Source organism: Bacillus shivajii (assembly GCF_020519665.1).
In the GTDB taxonomy this organism is placed as follows: Bacteria; Bacillota; Bacilli; order Bacillales; family Salisediminibacteriaceae; genus Bacillus_CA; species Bacillus_CA shivajii.
In genome coordinates, this window is record NZ_CP084703.1 from 2,259,091 (window position 1) to 2,276,021 (window position 16,931).

Sequence of the window (16,931 nt, forward strand, 5' to 3'; positions counted from 1 at the left end):
TTAAAGGAAGGGGTATAATGATGAGAATTGGTGTGCCAAAGGAAATTAAAAATAGTGAGAGTCGAGTTGCTTTAACTCCGGCAGGAGCGATGAACTTGATCAATGAAGGGCATCAAGTTGTTGTAGAAACAAATGCTGGAGTTGACTCTGGTTTTACAGATGAACAGTATAAAAATGTAGGTGCTATTATTGTTCATTCGGCTGCTGACGCTTGGTCATCTGATATGGTCATGAAAGTAAAGGAACCTCAGCCTGAAGAGTTTCAATACTTTTATAATGGATTAATTTTATTCACTTATTTACATCTTGCTGCAGAAGCTGAACTTACGAAAGCATTAATAAACGAAAATGTTATCGCTATCTCTTATGAAACGGTTCAATTAGAAGATGGCTCATTACCTTTATTAACTCCTATGAGTGAAGTTGCTGGTAGAATAGCTACTCAAGTCGGTGCTCAACAGTTAGAAAAAACAAAAGGCGGAAAAGGTGTTTTATTAGGTGGCGTCCCAGGTGTAAAAAGAGGGAAAGTTACAGTCATTGGCGGCGGTATCGTAGGAACGAATGCTGCCAAGATCGCAATGGGGTTAGGTGCAGATGTTCAAATCATTGATGTCAATGCGAGAAGATTAAGAGAATTAGATGATATTTTTGGAACATCAATACAAACGTTAATGTCCAACCCTTATACAGTGAGTCAGGCATGTGAAGAATCAGATCTTGTGATTGGAGCAGTACTAATTCCAGGTGCAAAAGCACCAAAATTAGTTCATGAAGAAACGGTTAAAAGGATGGAAGAAGGCTCTGTCATCGTTGATGTTGCAATTGACCAAGGTGGTATATTTGAAACGATCGATCATGTCACAACACACCAAGATCCTACGTATAAAAAGCATGGGGTTGTCCATTATGCAGTCGGAAACATGCCAGGTGCCGTTCCACGTACATCTACAATTGCATTAACGAATGTAACGGTTCCATATGCCATTCAAATTGCAAATAACGGTTATAAGAAAGCCTGTACAGATAATCAAGCCTTATTAAAAGGGTTAAACGTCTTTGGTGGTGAAATTACTCATTATGGGGTAGCTACGGCACATAACCTACCTTATCGTGATGCAAGTACTGTTCTGCATTCACAAACTGTATAAACGATTAATTAGAATGAAGCAACTTTCTCATTAGATTTATTCTGTTGAGATCGTTGCTTTTTTATAATAAACCATGTTTATGTATTCAATGATATCTTACCAAGTCCGTAACAAAATATTGAATGAATCATCCCATTCTGGAAATAGTATAAACGAGTAAAAGTTTAAAAGGAGGTAGAGTACCATTCAATCGATTGATGATTTGACACAATGGTTTGAACAACATAGGAACGAAACATTACTTATAAATAAACAAGAAAAAGGGACAGGAAAACAAGAGAGTATAGATGAGGACCATATCCACTTGCAATTACAAGACCTTACTGTTCGTTCACTGAACCGTCCAGATGCAGATGGATACTTATCAAATCAAGAGTTGATTTTACAAGGGATTGGTGACGTCAATAGTGATCAAGGTGAAGTAGAATTACCTCAAAATGTATTTGAAATACCTTTAGATGACAGTATAACAATTTCTGAAAATCCAGGTGGTCTTACAATCAACACAGAAAAAGCTACATATACAATTACACTCAATAATTAAATGATAAACGCATTCGTATCTAGGCCCTCGTATTTTTAGTATGTGCGGGGGTCGTTTTATATCATAAAAGACAAATCAGGAGGAGGAAAATATTTGTTACATTACTATCGTAAAGGTAATGGTGCTACGATCGTTTTCATTCATGGATTTTTAAGTACAAACCGAGTATTTGATAAAATTTTACCTAACTTATTAAATAAATACGATTGTATCTTACTAGATCTTCCAGGTCATGGGCAATCACCATATGAAGGTGAAAAGACGATGTATGACTATACTGAAAAGGTTATTCAAGTGTTGGCTTATTTAAATATAAATGATGCTACTTGGATTGGTCACTCAATGGGAGGGTACATTACGATGGCAGCTGTTGAGAAGTATCCTCAATATGTTAAAAGAGCTGCCTTTGTTTATTCTTCTCCTACAGCTGATAGCACAAAAGAAAAAGAGCAACGAAATCAACATGTAGAAACAATAAAAACGGAAGGGTTAGAAGCATTTATTAAACAACGAATTCCAGCTTATTTTGCTTTTAACGGAAATGAGCAAGATATCGTTGAAGCTTATAATCATGCTAAACAAACGACGATAGAAGGTGCAATTGCAGCAACTTATGCGATGAAGGGACGGCCCGACCAAGTTACTATGATTAACAAAGCAACGATCCCGCTTTTATTTATAGAAGGCACGAAAGATTTATTAGAAAAACCGTTTCATACTTCTTCACCTCAAGTCATTAAATATACAACAGAAACGTCACATATGGGATTGCTCGATGATCCAGTACAATTTTTGGAGAAACTGCAGATGTGGCTAGGAAAAACGTATTAATTACCAAAAGCGCAAGGCGCCAAATTACAACTCAAAATAACCCACGTCCTGTGGGAAACGGCATAATACGTCGTCCAATATCGACTGTCATAAGTAGATGTAATGTAAAAAAGCTACTTATGACAGTTTTATATAAAGTTAATTTTTCAGTAAAAGATATTGGCCTCTGACTATTTCTACGAAAAGTTATTAGGGTCAATTGCACGTTTGGTTTCATCAGTTAGAAGACCTAATTCTTGAAGCACCTTTTTAATCGTTTTATTTTGCTCATCTGCCTGCATACCTATTTGAGCTGCTAAATCATACCCCAATTGAGGACTGAGTCCAGTAACTAATGAAAGAGAAGCATTCATAAAATTATTACATATTTGTTCATTTGCTTCTATACCATTTATACACTTTGTAACAAGGGTGGGTATTGCATTTGATAAAATCTCAATTGCTTCAAGTAATGAATAAGCGATAATAGGCATCATCACATTAATTTCTAACTGACCAGCCATGGCAGCTGTTGCGATGGCACTTTCATATCCAATCACTGAACAGCAAACCATATGGACCATTTCAAGAATAGCAGGATTTACTTTTCCAGGCATAATCGTTGAACCAGGCTGAACAGGAGGTAAGGTTATTTCGGCTAATCCAGTTCTAGGTCCTGAGCTCAGTAAACGAAGATCACTCGTGATTTTAATTAAATGAAATGCTAATTCTTTAAGTGCCATCATTGTATGTATGGGTGCGTTACGGTTTTGCATAAAACTGAATAAGTTCTCTGGTTGACAGAATGGAAGTTTCGTGCGCTTAGAAACTTCTTCGATTACCTTTTTTGGGTATTCTGGATGTGTGTTGATTACGGTTCCAATTGCATTACCACCTAATCCAATCTCGTATAGTGGGGTCAGCGTTGCTTCAATTTGAGAATATAACATTTTTATCGTACCGGCATACCCTAGAAACTCTTGACCTAGTCTCATTGGAACTGCATCATGTAAATGTGTTCTACCGGACTTTCGTATAGGCATAAGTTCATTTGCTTTCTTTTCAAGGGTTTGGTGTAATTGTAATATGCTCGGTAGAAGCCTCTTAGTCATTTCCTCTACAGCAGCAATATTTAGTGCTGATGGGAAGGTGTCATTTGTTGATTGTGACATATTTACATGATCATGCGGGTGGACTCGAAATTGCTTGGATGTTTTCTTGATTAGTTCAGTTGCACGATTTGCAATAACCTCATTTGCATTCATGTTTTGCGATGTACCAGCACCAGCTTGATAAACATCGATAACAAATTGATGATCCCATTTGCCTTGAATTACTTCTTCCGATGCTTCGACAATTGCTTTACCAATATCATGTGGGAGCTTTCCTAAATTCATATTAGTCCTAGCTGCAGCAGCTTTTATCGTACCTTGCGCTTTAATAAAGCATCTAGGGAATGTTTTTTTGCTAATTTGAAAATTGTCTAAAGCCCGCTGAGTTTGCGACCCATAATAAGCTTCTTTTGGGACCATTATTTCACCCAATGTATCTTTTTCCGTACGATATTGATCAGTAGGCTTCATTTTTTCCTCCCTCAATAAAGTTATTTGTTCGTTATTGTCTCCATTGACCTCAGTATTAAACAGTAATTCCCAATTATAGTGATAAACGGAGAGTAAAAAAAAGTACCTTCTCATGGGTATAAATGAGCAAGGTACTTACCTGAAAGGTTAGGAACTTATAATTTCTTTTGAATTTCTATTAAATATTTAAAGATAACACCAATTGCCGCTAAATAATAAACAATTAAAACAACCAATCCTGTTGGGTCAATGGATACTAAACTAGCTAAAATTAATAATGGAAAGACATGATATAAGACACTTGTTAAGATGTCTGCTAAGTTTGATAAAGAAAAGTTATTTCTTCTTAACGCTCTATAAATGCCTGCTAAATAGTCAATCGCAATCAAGGCCATTACTACCCAAAATGTATAGAGCATAAATCCTGAAAGTACAAATGTCATTTACGATCCTCCTTTTGTGATCTCTGTATATCTATATGTCTATTTAGTACTTTTTTGATCTAGACATCTATGGAATTTTTAATCTAGTAGAATCCCTAAAATTATATAAAAGCCCCCTAAAAAAGGGGGCGGAATGGTTTAATAATATTTATCGTGGTGTTTTGAATCGACGTTTACTTGCTGGTTTTGTAATACTTTTAGTTTCACTTCAACAACCATTTTTTCTTCAACTGAAGTAAACGTTCCTTCTTCAAACGGTGCAGGTAGACGTTTATCATGTTTATTAAATACTTCTCCCATGTTTCGGTCGAGTGCTTCGTCATATTCAATAAAGTGGCTTGAGAGGATCTCACAGTACGGTAGTTCATTAAATTCTTCTCCACTAATTTGATCAAACTGTGAAAGGTCTGCTGAGAGTAGTTTTTCTTTAGAAGAATAACCATCTGGTAATGGAGACTCTGTATAGAAAGTAAATTCCTCAGATTGTGGTGCGATAGAGAAATTAGGTTTGTTAATATATTCAACTTCAGTTACTGTTTTAAATGGTACATCAATTGTTAAAGAACGAATATTAGAGATTACAGAGTCTTTCGTTCCATACTTTGGCGTAGCATATTGAATATTTTTGCGTACAAACCCACTAACAAACAACTTATTCGTTGGTAATAACAGACGACATTGCGTTATCTTTAAGTTCTTTTTAATATCTTTTATTTCTAAAACTGGCTCTGGAAACTTAATTGTTGGGTTTAAATCAATTTGAACGACTTCTTCAGCTAATACAACTGGGACTTTCACCGTTTTTTGGCCAACAGAAACATCTGGTTTTTTTGGTTTGCTTTTTGCTTTAGGAGCCACTGTATTTTTATCTTTCAGTGGCTTGTAATTAAAGTATGGGGAAGACGGTTTTTCTGACTTGCTTTTGTGATAGTACTTTTTCTTTGTCAACATTTTCACCTCCTTATCTTTTACTAAACAATATATGTTGTAAGTTGTAAGACGAGTGGACAAACATATGAAGATAAGTGATGAGTTTTAATAAGGTATTCTTGGAGGGAGGACATTTTTAAAAGGAAGATCTATATATTTGCTTGGTCTTTTCTCAAGATTTTATGTATAATCGTTTATGTACTTATTGATAGAGTGAAAATTACAGAAACCTTTAAAAGGATGGTAGTTTATATTGGAAGAAAATATTACGAGAATTTACATAGACGACAAAGAATTAATCTTGATCGGTACAGCTCATGTTTCGAAAAGGAGCGCGGAACAAGTTAAAGAAGTAATTGAAACAGAAATGCCTGATTCCGTTTGTGTTGAATTGGATGAACAAAGGTACAAAACAATCGTTGATGAAGACCAATGGGCGAAAATGGATATCTTTAAAGTCATAAAAGAAAAAAAAGCAACGTTTCTTTTAATGAATCTCGTTATCTCTTCATTCCAAAAGCGTTTGGCCAAGAAATTTGGCATTAAACCGGGGCAGGAAATGATCCAAGGGATTGAATCAGCAGATGAAACCGGGGCGACGCTTATATTAGCAGATCGGAATATCCAGATCACTTTTTCTCGCATTTGGAACGGAATTGGATTACGCGGTAAAGCTAAGTTACTAATGGAAATGATGTACGGGATTTTTAGCAATGATAATATCTCTGAAGAAGATTTAGAGAAAATGAAATCACAAGATGCTCTTGATACGATGTTGAAGGAATTTACTCAAGCCTTTCCGAAATTGAAGAAACCATTAATCGATGAGCGGGACCAATATTTATCACAAAAAATTAAAGAAGCACCAGGTAATAAAGTTGTTGCGGTATTAGGTGCTGCTCACGTTCCTGGTGTAAAAGAAGAAATCCACCGAGATCATGATTTAAATGCATTAAAAAAGACCCCGCCAAAATCAAAAGCACCAAAGGTCATTGCATGGATGATTCCTTTAATCATATTAAGTATGATCGCTTACACCTTTTATGCAAATCCAACTTTAGGACTTCAGCAAACGACAAGTTGGATACTCTGGAATGGATCTTTAGCAGCTATTGGGGCAGCAGTTGCACTAGGTCATCCATTAACTGTTATAACAACGTTTATAGCTGCACCATTAAGCTCTTTAAATCCATTAATGGCAGCAGGTTGGTTTGCAGGAATTGTTCAAGCTGTGATCAAACGTCCAAATGTTAATGACTTCGAAAACTTAGGAGACGATGTAACAACGGTTAAAGGTTTTTGGAGGAATAAAGTCACTCGTATCTTACTTGTCGTCGTATTGGCAAACATCGGAAGTACTCTCGGCACAATTATTGGTGGGTCAGACGTTGTTCGTTTGTTTATACAAAACTTCTCTTAATGCAATGTTTATGTTTGTAACGTAAAGTATAATCTTACTTAAAAATGATGGTAAAAAAAGCCACGGAGGATACCCGTGGCCTTTTTGTGTTACATGAATTGCTCTCAATTGTGCTATATTTGTTTACTTCTTTAAAAACCCCAAGTTTTAATGCTCTTTTCTATCTTCTAATTCCCTGTTTACTTTTGAGATCGTCGTTCTTTCTTTTCCGTTACTAGGCTGTACAGCATCTTTTGACCTGATAGGATTACGCTTCGATTTTGAACGTTTACTCATATGTTTAAGCCACTCCTTAAATGGTAATGTAACATTACAACCTTATTTTTAACGTTTCCTGTAGAGTTTATGTGAAAAACATTGTACAAAGAAAAAGCATGAAAAAATCAATTACTTGTTCGATTAATTACGATATTTTTTTCACTTCGTCTAAAAATACATAATTGAGCCGTGTTAGTATAAATTAAAAAAGTATAAAGTCTGTAATTGTTTTGTTTAGGTTTACCCGCCAATTTCTAATGAACTGCATTAGGTAATCAAAAAGTTAAACGATGGGCATTCATTTAAGAAATTGTCGTTCATAAATTGTACACGTAATAGGAGGACCAAAATGACAACCAATCCTCAACAAACAAAGCAAACATTTTGCTACAGTGAATTTGATTTACTTAAAAGAGTTATATTATGCCAACCTCAATATATGACAATGCGTGAAGTGATTAATGAAACGCAAGAACATTTTAAAGATGAAGGCATTCATATAGAACGAGCTGTTGAACAGCATAATGAATTAGTGAAAACTTTACGTAATCACGACGTAGAAGTCATATTACTTCCATATCATAAGAAATATCCTGAGCAAGTTTTCACACGTGATATTGGATTCACTCTCGGACAAACCATATTTGTTGCAGAGATGATGAGTGAGGTACGAAAAGGGGAAGAAGATGTTCTAAAACAATGGTTAGAAGATGAGGAAATTTCTTATTATAATTTAATTGGTGATGAAGTTGAAGGCGGAGACGTTATTATAGATCGAGACACGATCTACGTAGGATTAAGTAACCGTACGAATCAACAGGCTGTCGAACACTTACAATCATTGTTAAGTAAATTCGACGTCATCCCAATTCCTTTTAAAGAACGTTACTTACATTTAGATTGTGTATTTAATGTTGTTTCACCAAAATTGGCACTCATCTATCCTGAAGCATTAACACAAAAAGATATTGAATTATTTTCGTCTAAGTATGAGCTTATCGAGGTATCCAAAGAAGAACAATTCACACTTGGTACAAATGTGTTAGGAATAGGAAATAACAAAATCCTTAGCCTTCCAGTAAATAAAGACGTCAATCAACAATTACGGGAACGAGGGTTTGAAGTGATTGAAGTTGACATTACTGAAATTATTAAATCAGGTGGCTCATTCCGTTGCTGTACTCTGCCAATATTACGCGAACAGTCTATTGGATAAACATTCATATGTACAAACGGCTACATCTCAATACGATGTAGCTTTTTTAATATTTGATAATTATAAGTTCTAAAATCATTCACAAAATTGACAATCATGAATCTTGATCTTTGATAAAATAAAGGGGGGAGTTATTTTATAAATATTGGAGGGGGAAATATGACTGAAGTAACACAAGTACGCACAGTCTGTGGTTATTGTGGAACTGGTTGTGGTTTAGTTGTTGACGTGAAAGATAATGAAATCGTTAAAGTAAGAGGGGATAAAAGCTCTACCGTCAACAATGGCCAAACATGTATTAAAGGAGCTTTTGCATATAAATATGTGCACGCACCTGAACGTATTACAGCACCACTTATTCGGAAAGCAGGTAAACTAGTTGAGACAACATGGAATGAAGCATTACAATTTATAGCAACGAAACTTCAAGCTATAAAAGGTGAATTTGGGCCTGAAGCCATCTCGATGTTTGCTTGTGCAAGAACAACAAACGAATCAAATTATGTTACACAAAAGTTTATGAGAGCCGTTATCGGCAATAACAATATTGATGGGTGTAACCGCACTTGACACGCAGCGAGTGTCGCCGGTCTGGCGACTGTTCTTGGAAGCGGTTTCCCAACGAATACGATTGAAGATATTGACCAAGCAAACGTACTTCTCTTAATGGGTTCTAATACATCTGATGCTCATCCAATCATTGCGAACCGAATTAAAAAGGCTGTAAAGAATGGTTTGAAATTAATCGTCATCGATCCGAGAAAAACTGATATGGTTAAATTTTCTCATCGTCATTTACAGTTAAAAGTTGGATCAGACATTGCTTTAATGAATGGAATGATTCATGTCATTATTAAAGAAAAACTTTATGATGAGAAGTTTATTGAAAGTGTGTCAGGGAACTTTGAAGATTTAGCTAAAAAAGTAGAAAAATACACTCCTCAATACGCTGCAACAATTACAGGTTTAAACGAGAGTGACATTATCGAAACAGCGAGAGAGTATGCAAAAGATACAAATAGTATGATTGCTTATACATTAGGGATAACTGAACACCATTTTGGTGTAAACAATGTATTCGATATTGCAAACCTTGCTCTAATGACTGGACAAATCGGAAAAAATGGAACCGGTATCATGCCGCTAAGAGGGCAGAACAATGTCCAAGGGGCAGGGGACATGGGATGTTTACCGAATCAGTTACCTGGAGCACAAATGCTTCAAAATGCTAATTATCGAAGTCGATTCGAAGGTGCATGGAATACGCCGATTAACCCAACTGTCGGTGATACACAAACACGAACATTTGAGCGTATCGAAAAAGATGAAGTAAAAGCAATGTATGTCATTGGTGAAAACCCATTAATGGCTGATGTGCATATGAACCATACGAAAAAATTGCTTGAAAAACTCGATCTATTAGTTGTTCAAGATCTCTTCTTAACAGAGACAGCGGAACTTGCTGATGTCGTTCTTCCTGCAAAGTCTTGGGGGGAAGTTGAAGGGACGTATACGAACACAGATCGCCGCGTACAAAGAGTGAGAAAAGCGATTGATGCTCATCCGAACGTAAAGGAAGACTGGGAGATATTATGTGAATTATCGGAGAAACTAGGGGTTACAATGCAATATGACAACAGTGAAGCGATTTGGAATGAAGTAAGAGAGCTTGCCCATGAGATGTATGGTGGAATGTCTTATGTAAGGTTAGATGATCACGGAGGGCTTCATTACCCTTGTCCAAACATCGAACACCCTGGAACTTTTGTTCTTCATGAAAGATTTCATAACAATATGATTGAAGAAGACGATAAATCTCGATTTTTACCAGTTGACTACACCTCACCAATCGAGATGCCAGACGAAGAGTATCCTTTTACGTTAACGACAGGCAGGCGGTATGAAGTTTATAATACTCACAGCCAAACAAAATATTATGCTGATGGTGTGAAGTTAAAACAAACAGAAGAAACAGTAGATATTCACCCAGAGGATGCTCATTCATTAGGAGTTGAAAATGGCCAATTCGTTGAAGTAAGTTCGCGAAGAGGGAAAGTAAAAGTTAAGGCTAAGGTTACAGACCAAGTTGTACCAGGACTCGTCTTTATGAGCTTCCATTGGAGTGAAGTACCGACAAATGTCTTAACAATAAATGAATTCGATCCGATCTCTGGAACAGCTGAATTTAAAGCATGTGCAGTGAAAATAACAGTCTAATTGAAACCAAAAAAGGGGGCAACGATGTAAAGTTGCTCCCTTTGGTTTTTACTAAATTAAGCAGTATTTTTTTGCTTTTTAAATATCTTTTTAAAGAGGGTTTCACGAAGGTATGGAATCACCCAACGGTCTCCACCAAACTTACCAGCATTATATCCTGCTACTACCACAAAGAATGTTAATAGAACCATCCAAGGGTTTGATGAAACAGTCCCTGCAAACATGAATGCGAAGTTCATCGTCATACCGAAAAAGGCAGCTGCTGTTGTAAGGACACCCAATAATAGCCCTAGACCAACGAGGAATTGTCCCCAGGAAACCATGAAACTAAATAAATCAACATTAGGCAGAACGATATTATCAATGAATGCATGATATGTCGGATAATTTTCCATGACCGCTTCGTTATTCACTGCACCTGTTAAAAACCCTTGAGCACTAAACCCACCATCACCAGTCAATTTTCCCCAACCTGCTGTCATCCAGTTCCAACCTAAATAGATGCGTAAAATCGTCAAAATCCCTGCGGCAATCGTATTATTTCGTAAGAAGTCCAAAAACATTATATTTGCCTCCTTTAATATTATTAGAAGATCGTACAGAGTGTTAGAGGTTTGGAGCTTGGTGGTGAGTAAAATGTATGATCTTCACTAATAGTATATAAAGAAAACAAGTTTTGGCATCAGTGAAGCTGTGAACAAAGCGTTGCAATCTCGTGAAAAAATTGTGAATATATCCACATCTTTGTTTTTTTAAGTCTCATTTCTATAATAGAAGGTAAGGAAGTATGTTTTTTAAAAGGCATTGTAAAAGTCTATTTGTTGATTTTGTGACTTCGCTATCAGAGACACTTATGGTATGAGTAAGATCACAAAAAAGGAAGAGACGTCATAGCCTCTTCCTTATATATATTCATTATATTAATCTACTAACGGATACACACCATTTTCATCGTGTGTTTCACGTCCTGTAATTGGTGGGTTGAATACACATACCATACGCATATCAGTCTCAGCACGTAGCAGGTGCTCATCGTGCTCATCTAAGGCATAAAGTGTGTTCGCTTCAATAGGATGAACTTTTTCATCTTTAAGTGTAACAACTTCACCTTTACCTTCGATACAATAAACAGCTTCTAAATGGTTTTGATACCAAATATGTGTTTCTGTTCCTGCTTTAATAACGGTATCATGTACAGAATACCCCATTCCAACATCTTTTAAAATTAAGCGTCGGCTGGTCCAGTTTTCACCTTTTACTTCTTGGTCTGTATTAATGACATCTTCTAGTTTAACTACTTTCATGTTGTTTTCCTCCTAAATTGTTTTAGACTATTAGTTTGTTACGAGTTCTTTTTCTGCTGCTAATACTGCTTTTACGCTATCTTCAATAATATCTAAGCCTTTTTCAAGCTCTGTTTCTTTAATATTTAAAGCAGGGAACAGTTTAAATACTTCGTCATTACTTCCTGAAGTCTCCATGATTAACCCTCTATTAAATGCTTCTTCAGCAACTTTTGATGATAATCCATCTACTGCAGAACCAATCCCTACCATGAAACCACGGCCACGTACATGACCTTTCATTTCTGGGTATTTATTGACTAACTCTTCTAAGAAATCGGAAATTTTCTTCGATTTCTGTTGAATGCTTTCTTCAAAAGAATCATCTTCCCAATATGATAGGGACTCTGTTGCTGTAATAAATGCATGATTGTTTCCTCTAAACGTACCGTTATGTTCACCTGGACTCCAAATATCCATTTCAGGATCAATTAAAGTTAATGCTAATGGTGAACCAAATCCACCAATAGATTTTGATAGACAAATAATATCTGGCTTAATGCCGGCAGGTTCAAATGAGAAGAATGTACCTGTACGTCCAACACCTGCTTGAACATCATCGATGATTAATTTAATATCCCATTTCTTACAAATTTCATCGACTCGTTTTATCCATTCAAACCTGGCAGCATTAATACCACCTTCACCTTGAACTGTTTCTAGAATCATTGCAGCCGGGATATCAACACCACTACCGCTATTTTCTAAAAAGCTCTCAAGGTAATCAAGACTTGCAAAGTCTTCACCATCTTCATTAAAACGATCAAAAGGCATTGTAACAGCGTTTGAAAGCGGAATTCCCGCTCCTTTACGTTTCATCGCATTTCCTGTTACAGATAGGGAACCAATCGTCATACCGTGGAAGCCATTTGTAAAACTAATAACTTCCGTTCTTCCAGTCACTTTACGTGCAATTTTTAATGCGCTTTCAACTGTATTTGTACCAGTTGGGCCAGGAAACATTACTTTATAATCCATATCTCTTGGCTTTAAAATCACGTCATTAAATTTTTTCAGAAAGTCTCGTTTTGCTGTAGTAGCTTTATCTAATGAATGAGTAATCCCATCATTTAAAATATACTCTACAAGCTTTTCTTTCATTTTTGGATCATTGTGACCATAATTTAAAGCACCAGCACCAGAGAAGAAATCTAAATATTCTTTTCCAGTTTCATCCCACATTTTACTGCCTTTAGCTTTTGTAAAAACCGCAGGGAAACTTCTTACATAACTACGTACACTCGATTCTAATTCATTAAAAATATCTAAATTATTATTTGTCATGTTAATAGTACCTCCAAAGATTTTTTTATGTTAAATGTTTTGGCTTTTAAAGTGGACCAATTCGATAAGTTAGTTCACTTTCATGCTCGTTGCCAGGGAATACATCCGCAGGGAAGCAAGGGGTAACGATACAACTTGCGTTATGGTCACGTGCCAAACGCTTAAATAAAGATTGTGAAGCTTTGTTTGATGGGGTTACTGTCGCTTCTACGTATCGTACATTGTTGCATGCTTCTCTTTTTAAAAGATCATTAAGCATCCTTGATGCAATTCCTTTACCGCGCTGAGAAGCATCTACTCCTACTTGCCAAACAAAAATAACATCTTTTCTCTCAGGAGGAATAAATGCAGTAATAAATCCTGCCAATTCATCATTATGTTTTGCAACAATACATGTTTCTGAGAAAAACTCGCACATCATTAAGTATTTATACGGAGAATTTAAATCAAGTGTGGAGTCTTTAACTAACTCCCACATTTTTGCTCCGTCGTCTACAGCAGGTTTTTCAAGTACTATTTCGTCGTTTTTCTCTAAAGTTGCAATAGATCCATTGTTCTGAACGTTACCGGATTTGTCAGAAACTGCTTTGTCACTATTAATAAAAACCCTCTCCTTTAAAGTTTTGTCGCAGAACATCTATAAGGATATAAAGAGACTGATATATTATCAAACGCCTTTAAGTAGTATTAACTCGTATATATATCGCTTAATAGAGATGCGAGTAGAAGAGACGGTTGAGCTTTTAAATATCTCTGAAATTTAAACGAATTCGAACAAATTGAAAATATTCGACACTGTTCGATGTGAATCAACGTTGTTCTCACGGCATAAACTGTACTTTTCAAGAAAACAGTACTTTTTTATTAAATTTTAAAAAAAAATAGAAAAAGTGATTGAAATTCATTAATAGAGGGTAAATTATTTTGTTTGATCATGTTTTAAACTAAGCTAACTAAATCACATTAGTAAGGGGACGAAGGTTATTTTGGATAAATATAAAGTTGAAAATGAATATCTTATAATGAATCAATTTCATCATTCCGTTTTTTGTGCAATGAAACGAATGATATTATAAATTTATCATTAAATGTACGTTTTATTTTGAAGTGGTAGTAACGGAAAGCGTCCGTCTGTAGTGAAGTTCACTCTCATCATTCGGAATTTGGCACCATATTTTCAGTTATGATATTGATTCATATACAAGGAATTTATTAGAATTTAAATTTAAATCTTAATTATGTGACACTAATCACATTTATTTTTATACGTTAGGTGTATAATGTTATGCAAGTTCATCATACGAAAGCAATTTTCGAGAAATAAATGAGGGGGAGTATCATTGAATTTTCCACAATTACAAATTGCGAATATGACACCGAGAGTTCCGATCATCCAAGGGGGAATGGGTGTTAGGGTTTCACTTAGTGGTTTAGCTTCGGCAGTCGCAAATGCTGGAGGGATTGGGACAATTTCAGGCACTGGTATTTCAATTGATCAAATGAAAAACGAGATTAAAAAAGCAAGAGAGTTAACGAAGGGAAAAGGATACATCGGCGTTAACGTATTATATGCAATGAACGATTTCGCTGAAAAAATAAAAGCTGCGATGGAACAAAAAGTAGATTTTATTATTTCTGGCGCTGGTATTTCGAGAGATATGTATACGTGGGGAAAGAAATATAATGTTCCTGTCATTTCTATTGTATCTTCAGCTAAGCTTGCAAAGCTTTCTGAAAGGTTAGGAGCATCGGCTGTCGTCGTCGAAGGTTGTGAAGCGGGGGGACATTTAGGGACGGACAGACCTTTATTTGACATATTGCCAGAAGTTTGTAAAGTCGTAAATATCCCTGTAATTGCTGCTGGTGGCATTTTATCGGGTGAGGATATAAGAAAAGCTCAGGATTTAGGTGCATCCGGTGTACAAATGGGTTCGCGCTTTGTCGCGAGTATCGAGTGTGATGCTTCTGATGCGTTTAAACAGAAGTATATAGAAAGTAGAGAAGGAGATACTTTACTAATAAAAACAACAGTCGGTTTGCAAGGTAGGGCGATACGTAATCCTTTTACAGATAAAATCATTAAAAATGAGAAAATAAAAATAGATCACTGTGATTCATGCCTAAAAAACTGTTCTTATCAATTTTGTACACTAGACTCTTTAGAAAAAACAGTTGATGGGGACATAGATAATGGGATTGTTTTTGCAGGTTCAAGAGTTAGTGAAATCAATAACATACTCTCTGTTAAGCAAATTGTAAATAATGTTATGCATGAATATAAAAAGGTCGTTTTAACATAATTTAAACCCGTACTCGAATGAGTGCGGGTTTTTAGTTAAATTTCAAATATTGAAGTTTCATTCATAATCAGATGGGTTAATAAATGCAATATACGTTAAATAGATAACCATACAAATAGCCATTGTGATAAAACCCCAACCAAGAGTGATCTGTTCAATTAATAAATAGTTGTTGCATAATGGATCAGGTGATTTAACATACAGCCAACCCATCACAAAAAACATGATTGTAAAAAAGATAATGACGCCATTTTTCCACACTGAACTCAACTTTGGCCAGCTATCTCGTAAAGGGACTCCTGCTAAAAATGGTAAACTAATAAACTTAAATACTTGGATCATTTGGACTGTTAGTGCTTCATCCATTGCACGTGGAAGCATCCAGTACGACATAATGATGATAAATAGCAAAATCCCAGGGATCCCATTTTCATTCCATTTTTTAAAGAAGTTAGGAAATTTCACTTGAAAGAATCGTGCCATAAAAATTCCAGCAATCACGAGTAACGGCATCTGCATATGCATATGAAGGATCATGATGGATTCCAATAAATTAGAAACAGGGGGGAGGGCCATGATGATAAAAAGTAAAAAGCCGTACATGAACTGATTCATTATTTATTCCCCCTTTTCATTTTCAAGATGGTTAATCACTTTCTCTGCTGCTTCATCTACTTCGGTAAAATCCATCACATCAATCAGATTGCCTTCTCGATTTACGAAATAAAACGCAGAATTATGTGCAAAATGCCCACTATTAACTGGTATGACAATCACACCAAATGCTTCTAATAATGCATCTAATTCTTCTTGGTCATTAATTCTCGCCATTCGCCAAGTTTCACCGTCAGCACTCAAGTTATTCCTATAAATATCTAATGTATCAGGATCATCACGTTCAGGATCGAAACTAATACTTAAAAAGATGATGTCATCGCCGATATATTCAGTTGGCATTAAATTGTAAACTTGCCCCATATTCATTTCTAAGATTGGGCAGACGGTATCACAAGCGGTATAAAAGAAAGTGATAAAAACATTTTTCCCATCTAATTCTGAAATCGAAAATTCTTGTGCATTACTGTCTTCAAATGTAACAGAAGGGAATGCTGGTTGTTCATCTATTAATGCGTTTACTCGTGCTGTTTCTGCTGTATAAGCAGTAAACCCATCTGTGCCAAAGTAGAACAAACCCAATCCAAATAAAAGAATGAGAACTGATGACAATGTTGTATACCGTTTATTTGTCATAATGAACACACCTTAATTGAGAATTATTTTCAAGGTACTTTTCAAAAAAAGAGATAACCGTAATAACGAGTTATCCCTTTTTTTAGATTGCGTTTCGCTTTTCTTAAAAGATAAGAATTCATAAAATATCAACCTTTTGATAGTTGTCTAGCTCCAGCGACGAGCGTTACTTCTCAGAGGTACT

General features: G+C 35.7%; 17 protein-coding genes and 1 pseudogene. 8 read left to right on the top strand and 10 right to left on the bottom strand.

The window, feature by feature from the left end; genetic code table 11:
- Positions 1-20 precede the first annotated feature (20 nt).
- From ald to LGQ02_RS11060, 3 genes are all read left to right on the top strand, one after another.
- Positions 21-1,148, top strand: coding sequence for an alanine dehydrogenase (gene ald, locus LGQ02_RS11050; protein ID WP_226518290.1), 1,128 nt, complete (start codon positions 21-23; stop codon positions 1,146-1,148).
- Between the two features lie 202 nt (positions 1,149-1,350).
- A complete protein-coding gene (locus LGQ02_RS11055) occupies positions 1,351-1,692 on the top strand; it encodes a protein YmzB (protein WP_226514440.1) in 342 nt (113 codons plus the stop codon).
- 93 nt (positions 1,693-1,785) lie between these two features.
- The gene (locus LGQ02_RS11060) at positions 1,786-2,523 is read left to right on the top strand and encodes an alpha/beta fold hydrolase (protein ID WP_226514441.1); all 738 of its coding nucleotides are present in this window, start codon (positions 1,786-1,788) and stop codon (positions 2,521-2,523) included.
- Positions 2,524-2,699: 176 nt separating this feature from the next.
- On the opposite strand, the gene LGQ02_RS11065 is transcribed toward LGQ02_RS11060, so the two are convergent.
- The 3 genes from LGQ02_RS11065 to LGQ02_RS11075 form a co-directional block, all read right to left on the bottom strand.
- A complete protein-coding gene (locus tag LGQ02_RS11065) occupies positions 2,700-4,085 on the bottom strand; it encodes a class II fumarate hydratase (protein WP_226514442.1) in 1,386 nt (461 codons plus the stop codon).
- A gap of 155 nt (positions 4,086-4,240) precedes the next feature.
- Positions 4,241-4,528, bottom strand: coding sequence for a hypothetical protein (locus LGQ02_RS11070; RefSeq protein ID WP_226514443.1), 288 nt, complete (start codon positions 4,526-4,528; stop codon positions 4,241-4,243).
- 138 nt (positions 4,529-4,666) lie between these two features.
- Positions 4,667-5,479, bottom strand: coding sequence for a CsxC family protein (locus tag LGQ02_RS11075; protein ID WP_226514444.1), 813 nt, complete (start codon positions 5,477-5,479; stop codon positions 4,667-4,669).
- A 229-nt stretch (positions 5,480-5,708) separates the two neighbouring features.
- Here LGQ02_RS11075 and LGQ02_RS11080 point away from each other — a divergent pair, with 229 nt between their 5' ends.
- Positions 5,709-6,878, top strand: coding sequence for a TraB/GumN family protein (locus LGQ02_RS11080; RefSeq protein WP_226518291.1), 1,170 nt, complete (start codon positions 5,709-5,711; stop codon positions 6,876-6,878).
- A gap of 147 nt (positions 6,879-7,025) precedes the next feature.
- Here the strand turns inward: LGQ02_RS11080 and LGQ02_RS21295 are convergent, their stop codons facing one another.
- Positions 7,026-7,154 carry a hypothetical protein gene (locus tag LGQ02_RS21295; RefSeq protein ID WP_264183974.1) on the bottom strand — a complete coding sequence of 43 codons (129 nt, stop codon included), beginning with the start codon at positions 7,152-7,154 and terminating at the stop codon, positions 7,026-7,028.
- Positions 7,155-7,485: 331 nt separating this feature from the next.
- Between LGQ02_RS21295 and LGQ02_RS11085 the strand changes: the two genes are divergently transcribed.
- From LGQ02_RS11085 to fdhF, 3 genes and pseudogenes are all read left to right on the top strand, one after another.
- Positions 7,486-8,352: a dimethylarginine dimethylaminohydrolase family protein gene (locus tag LGQ02_RS11085; protein ID WP_226514445.1), complete on the top strand. Its 867-nt coding sequence runs from the start codon at positions 7,486-7,488 to the stop codon at positions 8,350-8,352.
- 159 nt (positions 8,353-8,511) lie between these two features.
- A pseudogene (locus LGQ02_RS21500) lies at positions 8,512-8,622 on the top strand (hypothetical protein); the annotation flags it as partial.
- 54 nt (positions 8,623-8,676) lie between these two features.
- Positions 8,677-10,569 carry a formate dehydrogenase subunit alpha gene (gene fdhF / locus LGQ02_RS21505; protein ID WP_404802424.1) on the top strand — a complete coding sequence of 631 codons (1,893 nt, stop codon included), beginning with the start codon at positions 8,677-8,679 and terminating at the stop codon, positions 10,567-10,569.
- 56 nt (positions 10,570-10,625) lie between these two features.
- Here fdhF and LGQ02_RS11100 read toward each other — a convergent pair whose 3' ends face one another.
- The 4 genes from LGQ02_RS11100 to ectA form a co-directional block, all read right to left on the bottom strand.
- A complete protein-coding gene (locus tag LGQ02_RS11100) occupies positions 10,626-11,132 on the bottom strand; it encodes a DoxX family membrane protein (RefSeq protein ID WP_226514446.1) in 507 nt (168 codons plus the stop codon).
- A 357-nt stretch (positions 11,133-11,489) separates the two neighbouring features.
- Positions 11,490-11,873: an ectoine synthase gene (locus LGQ02_RS11105; RefSeq protein ID WP_226514447.1), complete on the bottom strand. Its 384-nt coding sequence runs from the start codon at positions 11,871-11,873 to the stop codon at positions 11,490-11,492.
- 30 nt (positions 11,874-11,903) lie between these two features.
- A complete protein-coding gene (gene ectB, locus LGQ02_RS11110) occupies positions 11,904-13,196 on the bottom strand; it encodes a diaminobutyrate--2-oxoglutarate transaminase (protein WP_226514448.1) in 1,293 nt (430 codons plus the stop codon).
- A 46-nt stretch (positions 13,197-13,242) separates the two neighbouring features.
- A complete protein-coding gene (gene ectA / locus LGQ02_RS11115; RefSeq protein ID WP_264183975.1) occupies positions 13,243-13,674 on the bottom strand; it encodes a diaminobutyrate acetyltransferase in 432 nt (143 codons plus the stop codon).
- Positions 13,675-14,566: 892 nt separating this feature from the next.
- On the opposite strand from ectA, the gene LGQ02_RS11120 reads away from it, so the two are divergent.
- The gene (locus tag LGQ02_RS11120; protein WP_226518294.1) at positions 14,567-15,496 is read left to right on the top strand and encodes an NAD(P)H-dependent flavin oxidoreductase; all 930 of its coding nucleotides are present in this window, start codon (positions 14,567-14,569) and stop codon (positions 15,494-15,496) included.
- 57 nt (positions 15,497-15,553) lie between these two features.
- On the opposite strand, the gene LGQ02_RS11125 is transcribed toward LGQ02_RS11120, so the two are convergent.
- Positions 15,554-16,111, bottom strand: coding sequence for a hypothetical protein (locus LGQ02_RS11125; protein WP_226514449.1), 558 nt, complete (start codon positions 16,109-16,111; stop codon positions 15,554-15,556).
- Positions 16,112-16,114: 3 nt separating this feature from the next.
- Positions 16,115-16,747 (bottom strand): SCO family protein, encoded by a 633-nt coding sequence (locus tag LGQ02_RS11130; protein WP_226514450.1) that lies wholly within the window; start codon positions 16,745-16,747, stop codon positions 16,115-16,117.
- Between the last annotated feature and the right edge of the window lie 184 nt (positions 16,748-16,931).